This is a genomic window from Flavobacterium maritimum (assembly GCF_040049085.1).
In the GTDB taxonomy this organism is placed as follows: Bacteria; Bacteroidota; Bacteroidia; order Flavobacteriales; family Flavobacteriaceae; genus Flavobacterium; species Flavobacterium maritimum.
Genome location: NZ_JBDLZY010000001.1, coordinates 742,919 through 754,986, shown reverse-complemented (window position 1 = coordinate 754,986; position 12,068 = coordinate 742,919). Strand labels below are relative to the sequence as shown.

The 12,068-nt window shown below is 33.6% G+C and carries 13 protein-coding genes; 10 read left to right on the top strand and 3 right to left on the bottom strand.

The annotated features are described in order from the left end of the window. Window positions 1-9: 9 nt before the first annotated feature. Entirely contained in the window at window positions 10-612 is a 603-nt protein-coding gene (locus ABEB23_RS03375) for an NUDIX hydrolase (RefSeq protein ID WP_348810963.1), read from the bottom strand. Between the two features lie 7 nt (window positions 613-619). On the opposite strand from ABEB23_RS03375, the gene pyrE reads away from it, so the two are divergent. Together pyrE and ABEB23_RS03365 are read left to right on the top strand one after the other, a co-directional pair. After that, window positions 620-1,267 (top strand): orotate phosphoribosyltransferase, encoded by a 648-nt coding sequence (gene pyrE, locus ABEB23_RS03370; RefSeq protein ID WP_348810962.1) that lies wholly within the window; start codon window positions 620-622, stop codon window positions 1,265-1,267. Between the two features lie 28 nt (window positions 1,268-1,295). Then, window positions 1,296-1,688, top strand: coding sequence for an SRPBCC family protein (locus ABEB23_RS03365; protein ID WP_348810961.1), 393 nt, complete (start codon window positions 1,296-1,298; stop codon window positions 1,686-1,688). Window positions 1,689-1,752: 64 nt separating this feature from the next. Here ABEB23_RS03365 and ABEB23_RS03360 read toward each other — a convergent pair whose 3' ends face one another. After that, window positions 1,753-2,481, bottom strand: a complete 729-nt coding sequence (locus ABEB23_RS03360; protein WP_348810960.1) for a biotin--[acetyl-CoA-carboxylase] ligase — start codon at window positions 2,479-2,481, stop codon at window positions 1,753-1,755. 95 nt (window positions 2,482-2,576) lie between these two features. Here ABEB23_RS03360 and rsfS point away from each other — a divergent pair, with 95 nt between their 5' ends. The 7 genes from rsfS to ABEB23_RS03325 all read left to right on the top strand — a co-directional run bounded on the left by rsfS (window position 2,577) and on the right by ABEB23_RS03325 (window position 8,192). Further along, window positions 2,577-2,948, top strand: coding sequence for a ribosome silencing factor (gene rsfS / locus ABEB23_RS03355; protein ID WP_348810959.1), 372 nt, complete (start codon window positions 2,577-2,579; stop codon window positions 2,946-2,948). A 15-nt stretch (window positions 2,949-2,963) separates the two neighbouring features. After that, entirely contained in the window at window positions 2,964-4,889 is a 1,926-nt protein-coding gene (gene ftsH, locus ABEB23_RS03350) for an ATP-dependent zinc metalloprotease FtsH (protein WP_348810958.1), read from the top strand. A gap of 110 nt (window positions 4,890-4,999) precedes the next feature. After that, complete coding sequence (locus ABEB23_RS03345) at window positions 5,000-5,602, top strand: LUD domain-containing protein (RefSeq protein ID WP_348810957.1); 603 nt, start codon at window positions 5,000-5,002, stop codon at window positions 5,600-5,602. A gap of 1 nt (window position 5,603) precedes the next feature. Next, the gene (locus ABEB23_RS03340) at window positions 5,604-6,494 is read left to right on the top strand and encodes a phosphatidate cytidylyltransferase (protein ID WP_348810956.1); all 891 of its coding nucleotides are present in this window, start codon (window positions 5,604-5,606) and stop codon (window positions 6,492-6,494) included. Next, window positions 6,484-7,137 carry a phosphatidylserine decarboxylase family protein gene (locus ABEB23_RS03335; protein ID WP_348810955.1) on the top strand — a complete coding sequence of 218 codons (654 nt, stop codon included), beginning with the start codon at window positions 6,484-6,486 and terminating at the stop codon, window positions 7,135-7,137. The genes ABEB23_RS03340 and ABEB23_RS03335 overlap by 11 nt, the downstream gene beginning before the upstream one ends. After that, entirely contained in the window at window positions 7,137-7,406 is a 270-nt protein-coding gene (locus ABEB23_RS03330) for an acyl-CoA-binding protein (RefSeq protein WP_348810954.1), read from the top strand. The genes ABEB23_RS03335 and ABEB23_RS03330 overlap by 1 nt, the downstream gene beginning before the upstream one ends. Before the next feature lie 6 nt (window positions 7,407-7,412). Then, window positions 7,413-8,192 (top strand): superoxide dismutase, encoded by a 780-nt coding sequence (locus tag ABEB23_RS03325; protein WP_348810953.1) that lies wholly within the window; start codon window positions 7,413-7,415, stop codon window positions 8,190-8,192. Window positions 8,193-8,264: 72 nt separating this feature from the next. Here the strand turns inward: ABEB23_RS03325 and ABEB23_RS03320 are convergent, their stop codons facing one another. Continuing rightward, on the bottom strand, window positions 8,265-10,133 hold the full coding sequence (locus ABEB23_RS03320) for an alpha-amylase family protein (protein WP_348810952.1): 1,869 nt from the start codon (window positions 10,131-10,133) through the stop codon (window positions 8,265-8,267). 285 nt (window positions 10,134-10,418) lie between these two features. On the opposite strand from ABEB23_RS03320, the gene ABEB23_RS03315 reads away from it, so the two are divergent. Then, complete coding sequence (locus ABEB23_RS03315) at window positions 10,419-12,062, top strand: OstA-like protein (RefSeq protein ID WP_348810951.1); 1,644 nt, start codon at window positions 10,419-10,421, stop codon at window positions 12,060-12,062. The last annotated feature ends 6 nt before the right edge of the window (window positions 12,063-12,068 follow it).

Sequence of the window (12,068 nt, the reverse complement as noted above, 5' to 3'; positions counted from 1 at the left end):
AAAAAGCTCCTATTTCAGGAGCTTTTCTTCTTCAAATAATAATTTTATGTTTTCATAGGAATTTTTCAATGCCTCTTTAATTTGTTCTGGATTTAACCAAGCTACTTTTTCGATTCCTTCTTCTAATTGGCCTTGAGGCGTTCCTTCAAAACTGGATTGCATTTCGAACCAATGGGTAATTTTTAACTTGTATTTACCGTTACGTTTAAAAACATGATAGGTTTTTTGAAGTTTTTTAGTGACCTTCAGCTTGTTAACTCCGGTTTCCTCTTCTACTTCGCGCATAGCTGTAGCCTCAATTTCTTCGCCTTTTTCAATTCCTCCTTTAGGTAAATCCCATTTTCCATTTCTGAAAATAAATAGCACTTCTCCTTTTTTATTGTAAACAAAGCCGCCTCCTGCTTTACAAACAGGAATTTTTGCCTTCAAAGTTTTCATAATCTCCTTCTCATCAGGATGATACAGGTAGGCTTTTTGAATTTTATTTTGAAAGATTTTGACTATAATTTGCTCAATATCTATGCTTTCTAACAAAAAAAGTTGAAAATCTGTCTCCTTAGAGATTTGATTTGTCAAAAAAAGTGGTTTGTCGTTAACAAAAACTTTATACATTTGTACTATGATTTTTAATAAAGATACAGCCGAAAAAACAGCCGAATTGCTTTTGCAAATAAATGCAATTAAATTGAATCCAAGAAATCCTTTTACATGGGCTTCTGGATGGAAATCGCCAATATATTGCGATAATCGTCTAATCCTTTCATTTCCAGCCATAAGAAATTATGTTCGGGATGAGTTTGCCAAAAATATTGAAAAACAATTTGGCAAACCCGATGTTATAGCTGGTGTTGCAACCGGTGCTATAGGAATTGGAATGCTCGTTGCGGAGAGTTTAGGACTCCCGTTTGTATATGTGCGTCCGGAACCAAAAAAACACGGAAGACAAAACCAAGTGGAAGGTTTCCTACAAAAGGGTCAAAATGTGGTCGTTGTAGAGGATTTAATAAGCACAGGAAACAGTAGCTTACTTGCCGTTGAAGCACTTCGTGAAGCCGGAGCCAACTTAAAAGGTATGGCAGCGATATTTACCTATGGTTTTGACGTAGCAGAAGAGAACTTTAAAAACGCCCACATCGATTTGTTTACCTTAAGTAATTATCAGAATTTATTGAATTTGGCTGTAGCCAAAAAATACATTACTGAAGAAGAAGAGCAAACTTTAAGAGAATGGAGTGTAACACCATCAACTTGGGGAGTCCAAGTATAAAAAAATAAAAATACAATACACTAAAACCATGAACTTAGAAAGTCCAAAAGTTACTGTTCCGAAATCTGCACAAGAATTATTTGATTTATTGAGCGATGTGAAAAATTTTGAAAAATTAATGCCTGAAAACATTGCTAAATTTGAAGTTATTGGTGACGATGCCTTCATTTTTGGATTAAAAGGAATGCCTGAAATAAAATTAAAAATGAAGGAAAAAGTAGCGCCCAGTAAAGTAGTTTTGGGAGCTGCAAGCGATAAGCTTCCTTTTACATTAGTTGCAAATATTGATACTGTTTCAGACAACTCCAGTGATGTAAAACTTGATTTCGAAGGAGATTTCAATCCGATGATGGCAATGATGATCAAAGGTCCAATTGGGAAATTTATCGAAACCTTGGCCACAAATATGACCAAATTATAAATTCCTAATTACAAAGAATAAAAATGTTTAAGATTTGAATTGATTTCAATCTTAAACATTTTTTTTAATACAACATTGTTATTTCCTTTATATCAAATTCAGCAACACTATCATCTTCCAAAAGAATTTGGAGTTTCCCAATTGACGATACTCCCTGAATAATGCCCATAAAATTTTGATCATTTTGATTTGAAAAAGCCATTGGAATTCCTTTTCGGAATAATTTATCAGTATATTCCCTCCAAAACCTATCCGAAAACTGGCTCCATAGCTCCAATTTCTTCTTTAAGTTTTCAATAATCATTAAAAGTAATTCTTCTTTATTAAAATAAGTATTACACAGCAACGCTAACGAAGAAGCTTTAGGTAAGTTTTCAAAAATCGTTTGATTGACATTCAGGCCTAAACCTACAATTGACACAATAGTCTCTTCACTTCTAATACTATTCTCTATCAAAATGCCACCTATTTTCTTATTGTATGACATAATGTCGTTCGGCCATTTAATACTTAAATCAGGAATATTCATCACTTCCAAAGTATCTATTACCGCTAAGGAAACGGCAATATTGAGATTAAAAATCTGATTAATATCAAATAAATAATCCCTAACCAAAACACTCATTATTAGATTTTTACCCGCTTCAGTATTCCATATCGACCCCATTTGCCCTTTGCCTTTGGTTTGGTTCTCAGCAGTAACAACCGTGAAATTTTCCAATTCCTCCTTATTCGATAAACCTTTAAGGAATTCATTTGTAGAATCTATGGCATCGAGTTTGATTAGTTTCATATACGTTTTTTTGTGAAACAGAATTTAATATTATGTTAAGGTTCAAAAATAATCACAAAAAATGGTAACTTTACAAACTTATATAAAAATTATTCATGGCGAAAAAGACTATAAATAATGATGTACTCTTAGCGAACATCATCAAAGGAATCGAGGAAGTAAAAGGAAATGATATTACAATTCTTGATTTAAGAGAAATAGATACTGCAGTTTGCGACTATTTCATCATCTGCAACGGAAATTCCAACACACAAGTTAATGCCATTGTCAACTCCATACAAAAAACAGTTTCAAAAGAATTGAAAGATAAGCCTTGGCATGTAGAAGGTACAGATAATGCTGAATGGGTGCTTATGGATTATGTAAACGTAGTGGTTCACGTATTCCAAAAACACATTCGAGAGTATTACAACATTGAAAGTCTTTGGGGTGACGCAAAAATTACTACGATCGAAAACAAATACTAAAGAAACATACTTGTAATGGCTAAAGATAATAATCCAAATTCGAATAAATTTAAAGTAAGTCCTTGGTTAATTTATACTGCAATACTGTTAATTTTTCTATTCATCAGTTTTGCAACCGGTGGAAGCAGTCTTCAAGAACCAGCTCAATTAACCTCTTCTAAATTCAATACTTATTTAGAGAAAGGTCAAATTGAAAAAGTAATTGTATACAACAAAAACGAAGCAGAAGTATATCTAAGTTCTGCAGCATTAAAAGATAAAATCCATTCAAAAGTAGCTAAAGATGTTTTTGACAGACCTAATAAAGGGCCTCACTACACTCTAGAAATTGGAAATGACCAAATATTCCAAACCAAATTAGAGAAAGCGGTTAATGAAGGAAAATTAAAAGATTTTAACTTCTTGCAAAAAAACAACTGGACAGATATTTTAATCAGTCTGTTACCAATCATTATTATCATTGCCGTTTGGATATTCATCATGAGAAAAATGTCAGGTGGAGCCGGTGGCGGTGGCGGACAAATTTTCAATATTGGTAAATCAAAAGCTAAACTTTTTGATGAGAAAACGGATATTAAAACTACTTTCAAAGATGTTGCTGGTTTAGAAGGTGCTAAAGAAGAAATTCAAGAAATTGTTGAATTCCTTAAAAACCCTGAAAAATACACTAATCTTGGAGGAAAAATACCTAAAGGCGCCTTATTAGTAGGGCCTCCGGGGACAGGAAAAACATTATTAGCAAAAGCGGTAGCTGGCGAAGCACAAGTACCGTTCTTCTCTTTATCAGGTTCTGACTTTGTAGAAATGTTTGTAGGTGTAGGAGCTTCTCGTGTACGTGACCTGTTCAAACAAGCAAAAGAAAAATCTCCATCCATTATTTTTATTGATGAGATTGATGCTGTAGGTAGAGCAAGAGGAAAAAGCAACATGTCCGGCGGAAATGACGAGCGTGAAAACACATTGAATCAATTATTGACAGAAATGGATGGTTTTGGCACTAATTCTAATGTAATTGTTTTAGCTGCTACAAACAGAGCCGATGTTCTTGACAAAGCTTTAATGCGTGCAGGACGTTTTGACAGACAAATATTTGTTGATTTACCAGATATTCGCGAGCGTGCTGAAATTTTCAAAGTACACCTTGCACCTTTGAAAAAAATTGAAGGTTTAGACACTGACTTTTTGGCCAAACAAACTCCTGGTTTTTCTGGGGCTGATATTGCCAATGTATGTAATGAAGCAGCATTGATAGCTGCCAGAAATAACAAAACTGCAGTAGATAAACAAGATTTTCTTGATGCTGTTGACAGAATCGTTGGCGGTCTCGAAAAGAAAAACAAAATTGTTACTCCAGATGAAAAGAAAGCGATTGCGATTCATGAAGCTGGTCACGCTACTGTAAGCTGGATGTTAGAGCATGCAGCGCCTTTAATAAAGGTGACAATTGTACCTAGAGGTCAAAGTTTGGGAGCAGCCTGGTATTTACCGGAAGAACGTTTAATCGTTCGTCCTGATCAAATGCTTGATGAAATGTGTGCCACGATGGGAGGAAGAGCAGCTGAGAAAGTAACTTTTGACCGAATCTCAACAGGTGCTTTAAGCGATTTAGAAAAAGTGACCAAACAAGCAAGAGCGATGGTTACTATATATGGATTAAATGAAAAAATTGGTAATGTCACTTATTATGATTCAAGCGGTCAAGGTGAATACAGTTTTTCAAAACCATATTCTGAAGAAACTGCAAAAGTTATTGATGAAGAAATTTCAACACTGATTGAAAGCCAATACCAAAGAGCGATTGAAATATTAGAAGAAAATAAAGACAAATTAAATCAGCTTGCTGATATATTAATTGAAAAGGAAGTTATTTTCAAAGATGATTTAGAAGCTATTTTCGGGAAAAGATCTTTCGATAAAAATTTGGAAGAAGTAGTCTCTTAAAAACATAATTATTTAAATATTTTAAAATCTTAATTCAAAAGACCCTTTTGAATTAAGATTTTTTTATCTTTGAACGTTTTCAAATAACATATAAAGTAGTTTATCAAAATATGAGTCTTTTCAGAAAATTTTTCGGTTCAAATAATCCCGGGTCAGAGGAGGAAAAAGAAAAAGAATACAACAAGTCCTTTCCTGACACAAACATGTCTATAGATGAGCAATTTATCTATAATTTCAAGAAAAACGGAGGGAAATTTTTGTACTGTGAAAATTTAGCAGAAGTAAAAGAGCAATTTGAAAACATTTTAGAAGAAAACGATTGGTTTGAAAGCGAAGTCCTATGTTATGACACAAAACTTTTTCCTTTACTGGAAGAGAATAAACTTACTTATGACAAGCCGGCAAATCCAAAATTTTTCCTGGCAAGCTGTGAAAATTTAATTGCAGAAGAAGGATCTATCTTATTTTCTTCCAAACAAATTAAACAAAACAAACCTAACGAATTACCTACAAACATTATTGTTCTAGCCAGTACAAGTCAGATTCTTGCTGCAAAAAGCGACGGGCTTAGCGCCATCAAAAAGAAATACGAAAGGGACTATCCTACTAACATTACTACTATAAAATATTTCGAAAAAGCAAAAGAAGAAGATTTTACTCAGTACGGCAGCTCAGCAAAAAATCTTTATTTATTGCTTTTAGAAGATCTTTAAGATGAATGAAACGCTTAAAAGAGGGATTTCTGGTGCCATTTACATCGCATTATTATTATCTGCTATCCTATTTTCTACTGAAAGTTTTATTATTCTATTCGGAATTTTTCTAATTATTGCAACTTACGAGTTTTGTAATTTAGTTCAGCTGAATAAAATTCTTCCTGTTTTTTTTGCTTCTCTTCTTTACACAACGATATCATTAATAAGTTTTTATAAAGTTGAAACCGAAAATTATATCAATACCATTCAGAACAAAAATATTGCGTTGACGATAGACATAGAGCAGCTAAATTTAACTTTGCTTGTACTGACATTAATAGTCTCTATAAAATGTATTATCTTTTTGTTTGATGATACCGTTCAATCAATAAGTACTCCTTCAAAATACATTTATTTATTAGGCTATATACTCTTACCCTTTATTTTTATTATTAAAATTTCATTCGGAATAAAAGACTATAATCCTAAAATTATTATCGGATTATTCATTTTAATTTGGACAAACGATACCTTTGCATATCTGGTCGGCAAATCAATAGGAAAACATAAATTATTTGAGAGAATCTCTCCAAAAAAAACCATCGAAGGCTTTATTGGCGGAGTAGTTTTTGCTATTTTTACAGGCTATTTAATTTCAAAATTATACATTAAGGCAAGTCCAAGTTTTAGTGAAAAATCAATACTTATTTGGACTTCAATAGCTTTAATTGTTGGGGTATTTGGTACGATAGGCGATTTAGTTGAATCTAAATTTAAACGTATTGCAGGTATAAAAGACAGTGGAAAAATCATGCCTGGCCACGGAGGCATTCTAGATCGACTAGATAGTGTTATATTTGTAGCACCAATTGTATATTTATTTTATCAACTTTTACCATATGTTTCATAAAGAAGGATCCCAGAGTATTTTGTTAGGCACATTGTTTACTGCCATAGTTTTATTATTAACTGACAATTTTATTGATACGAATTGGATCAAAATGGCAATTCAAATAATAACTTTATTATTTTTAATTATCATTTTACAATTTTTCAGAAATCCTAAAAGAACTGTAGAACTCAATAAAAATCATATCCTTGCACCAGTAGATGGTAAAGTGGTGGTAATTGAAGAAGTGTATGAGGGAGAATATTTTAAAGACAAACGTCTGCAAGTTTCTATATTCATGTCTCCAATAAATGTGCATGTAACGCGTTATCCAATTAGTGGTTTAGTAAAGTTTAGCAAATACCATCCTGGTAAGTTTTTGGTTGCCTGGCATCCAAAAGCAAGTGAGGAAAACGAAAGAACAACCGTAGTTGTCGAAAATGAAACATTCGGAGCTATCTTGTATAGACAAATAGCAGGAGCACTGGCGAGACGTATCGTAAACTATGCTGAGGAAGGTATGCAAGTTATTCAGGGAACTGATGCCGGTTTTATAAAATTTGGTTCAAGAGTCGATTTATTTTTGCCATTAGGCACACCAGTGAACGTAATATTAAATCAAAAAGCCATCGGCGGAAAAACTATTATTGCTACAAAAGCATAATGATTGAAAAAGATTTAGATACAAGATTTGCAGAAGCCGTTGAAGAAGCTTCAAAGATGACACAGGCATCCCTGCCTCAAGATGTCCAGTTACGACTTTATGCATTTTACAAACAAGCGACTTTTGGCACTGCTAAATATAGCCTATCAGAAAATTTTGATTTACGAAATGCATTCAAAAGCAATGCGTGGCTCCAAATAAGTCATTTCACAATCGATGAAGCCAAAGAACAGTATATTGAAATCATAAATTCCCTATTGAAAAAATAGAAAATCATGAAAAAAATCAATTTCTTACTATCAAATTGCCTTTTGTTTAGTGTGCTAATTTCTTGCAACGAAAAAAAATTGACTGAGGTTGTTGAAGTCCCTTTGCCATCAAAACAAGAAAAAATATCCATTGGAAATCCCGATGATGTAAAGGCTGAGGACGGTGCTTTCCAAATGGAAAGGCTGCCTTATGGCTATGATGCGTTGGTCCCTCATATCTCTACCTTAACCTTGGAAATGCATTATTCGAAACACTATTTAAGCTACACTAATAATCTAAACAAGGCAATTGCAGGAACTCCATTAGAAAACCTGGACATTGAACAGGTTTTATCTAAACTAGACTTAAATGATGCTGCGATGAGAAACAATGCCGGAGGTTACTATAATCATGGTTTATACTGGAAATGTATGGGCGCGAAATCTGTAGAACAGCCAACAGACACTTTAGCAGGAGCAATCATCAAAGATTTTGGGTCTTATGAAAATTTCAGCTCTCAATTTAAAAATGAGGCCACAAAACAATTTGGTTCCGGTTGGCTTTGGCTGGTCGTAGATAACTCAGGAAAATTACAAATTACGAGCACTCAAAATCAAGACAATCCGTTGATGCCTAATGCTCCGGTTGTGGGATATCATGGAACTCCAATATTGGCATTAGACCTTTGGGAACATGCCTATTATCTCGATTATCAATACAAGAGAAAAAATTATATTGATGCCTTCTTTAATGTTATCAATTGGAAAAAAGTTGGAGAAAACTACCAAGCTACTTTTAAGAAATAGAAATCACAAACTATTATAATAAAAAAACGGGGAAAATGTTCATTCATTTTCCCCGCTTTCTTTCTATCTAATTTATAACTGATAAATAAACGATTCCGATGGAGCAATGGTAATTTGTGCTTTTCCTTCACCATTTACTACCTGCAATTGTATACTGCTTTTTTGATACAATTGGTCCGTAATTGTATAATTACCATCTTTTAAATTCCATTTCTGAATTATATCAGAAGGTATTTTTAACTCAAAATTACTTGTCGTGATCCATGAAAAATTGGTAACAACAATCAATTTTTGGTTATCAGAATAGCGTACATAAGCATATATTCCCGGATCATAGCCTTGAGTCGTCTGACGGTTTAGGGTTTGTATTTCTTGAAATTTCCCCATTAATGCCGGGCTATTCAAAGAGAAGTTCAACAATCTCTTATAAAAATCACGTAAGTCTTTTTCTTCCTGTGTTAATTGACCTCCATCAAATTTCCCTCCATTCATCCAACGTTGGTGATTGGGAACACCCACATAATCAAAAATTGAAGTTCTGGAATGCGTTCCAAAACCAGCATTTTCGTTACCAGCTTCCCCCACTTCCTGTCCAAAATAAATCATCGTCGGTGAAGTACTTATAGTAGTCGAAACAACCATTAACGGCTTCCCTTTTTGTGGGGTTCCTGCAAATTCCGGACTGGCTAAACGTTGTTCGTCATGATTGTCTAAAAAATGCAACATATGGTGTTCGATATCACTCATCCTATTTTTGATATCAGACAAATCATCTGCTAATGATCTCCCTTGAATGACATCTTTCAGTTTATCGTAGGTCTCCACTTTATCATATAAATAATCCATTTTTCCTAAACGGATATAATTTCTATACTCATTCGGATTATATACTTCTGCCAATAAAAAAGCATCCGGATTGTTAACTTTAATAGCCGAGTTCATATAGCTCCAAAATTCATATGGCACCATTTCGGCCATATCAAATCGGAAACCGTCTACTCCTTTCGCTGTCCAATACAAGGCAATCGAACGAAATTTCTCCCATGAATCAGGAACATCTTTATCTTTCCAAAAATCAAAATGCTCTTGGTATGATTTTGTATCAAAACCGGCTGGAAGTTCTAGAAAATCTTTAGACCCGTCAGGTCGGATTCCATAATTTACTTTTACAGTTTCGTACCAGTCATTACGATCCGGTTTTGCCATGCGGGAACCATTTCCAGTCCATTTAGCAGGATATTCATCAAATTTACCATCAATAAGAGGATTACTTTCTCCATTTAAAGGTTTGTCTGTATCTGGAACTTCAAAATGGGTATTAGGTATATAATAAAAATTATTATCTCTTTTATATTCAACGGTCACATCATCATCTGCTCCGAAATCTCTAACACCTTCAGGATTACTTTTTCCTTCATATTTACGAGCAACATGATTAGGGACAATATCAATAATCAATTTTAATCCCGCTTTGTGGGTTCTTGCAATTAATGCCTCAAATTCTTTCAAACGGTTAGCTGGATTAACTGCTAAATCAGGATTTACATTGTAATAATCTTTAACAGCATAAGGAGAACCTGCTCTTCCTTTTACTACTTCCGGGTCGTCATTTGAAACTCCTATCGCGGTATAATCACGAATCAAAGCATGGTGAGGAACACCAGTGTACCAAATATGGGAAACCCCCAAATCTTTTATTTCATGTAATGCTTTATCTGTAAAATCATTAAACTTTCCAACTCCATTTTCCTCAATGGTTCCCCAAGGTTTATTAGTAGTGTTTGTATTTCCGAATAATCTCGTGAAAACTTGGTATACTACTACTTTTTTATCAGAAGTTATTTCTTTCTTATCTTCATTCATTTTTAAATCTTTCGTTTTACAGGCTGTCGCCAAAAGCACCATACTTATTCCTGCAACAATAGTTATTTTTTTTATCATACAAAAAATTATTTAGAGTAATTTGAATTCCTTCATCGATATCCAAGTTTTTGAACATCAATCCATAAATTTAATATTTTTTTTTAGTACTTCCCTGAAATCATCAGGATTTACCCCAAAAAGACCTTTTAAAATCACAACTACAACGAAACAGTTCTGCTTTTTGTTGACAACTTATTTCTAAAATAAAATGATTTGCAACCCCTTTTTCTACAATTATAAATAAATCCTAATATGGATTAGGATTGTATCCTTTTTCATAAATTTGACAAAAAAATAAATCCATTGAAGAAGTCCTTATTTTTCATTCACTGTTGTTTCCTGTTACTAAGTATCAATTTAGTTTTGGCGCAAGCTCCAAAAAAAATTATTGTCGAAAATTCTGATTTCGCAGATGTCAATCAAGTAGAAATTCCTGATGCTTTATTGCTTATTGGAAATGTTCGCGTCAACCATGACGGGGTGATTATGACGTGTAATAAGGCTTATTATTTTCAAAAAGAAAATTACATCAAGGCTTTTGGAAACGTACAATTGGTGCAAGGAGATACTTTATTCCTAAACAGTAAATATGCTGAATATAGTGGGAATGTGAAAAAGGCTTTTGCTACAGGAGATGCCGTAATGAGTTCACCAGATGCTACTTTAGCTACCGACACTATTAATTTTGACAGAAACACTCAAGAAGTGTTTTATAACACACAAGGAACCATTGTCAATAAAGAAAATACTTTACGCAGTAAATCAGGAAGGTATTATGTTGCACAAAAGAAATTTCAATTTCTGACAGCCGTTACAATTACCAATCCTACTTATGTGATAAAATCAAATCATTTAGATTACTACAGTAATTCAGGACACTCCTATCTTTTGGGACCTTCCACAATAACCAGTAAGGCCAACTACATTTATACTGAAAAAGGATTTTATGATACTAAAAAAAACCTAGCTCATTTTCTCAACAAATCCTATATTAAATATGACGACCGAATCATAAAAGGAGATAGTTTGTACTATGATCGAAACCGTGAATTTGCTTCTGCAAGTCGAAATGTAAAAATAACAGATTCAATCAATCGCGGAATTATTAAAGGGCATTATGCCGAGATGTATAAGAAAAAAGATTCTGTATTTGTAACCAAAAGAGCAGTGGCAGTAAATTTTGTCGAAAATGACTCGGTTTATATTCATGGCAAAAAATTAATGGTTACCGGAAAAGAAGGAAACCGAATTATTCGTGCTTTTAACAACGTCCGGTTTTTCAAAACAGACATGAGTGGAAAATGCGATTCTATACATTCCAGTTCTAAAACATCATTAACAAAACTGATTGGTAATCCAATCCTTTGGAATGGTGAAAACCAAATTACAGGTGATGTTATGCACCTTATTGGAGACAATAAAACCCAAAAATTAGATTCCCTCAAGGTCCTCAACAATACTTTTCTGGTCTCTAAAGATACCTTGGGAACGGGGTATAATCAGGTGAAAGGTCTAAATCTCTATGGTAAATTTTTGGATGGTAAGCTTCATGATGTCGATATAATCAAAAATACAGAAGTTATTTATTATATGCGAAACGACGCTAAAGAGCTGATTGGCATTAATAAAAATGTGAGCAGTAAAATCAATCTTATTATAGAAAAAAATGAAGTAGAAACTATCACTTTTTTCCAGCAAGTGGATGGCGATATCTACCCGGAAAAAGATTTACCTGAAAACGCCAGAAAACTGCGCGGGCTGGTCTGGCGAGGAGACGAAAGGATAAAATCTAAAGATGATATTTTTCCTGCAGAGGAAAATGTAGATAATGAAAAAATAGCCACGCAAAGCAAAGCTGAAGATGCTAAAAAAGATGTCCCAATGAAAGTTCGAAAAGAAACCTTGAATTATGACAAGAAAAAAACGAAACCGAAAGCTAAAAAATAAAATTTA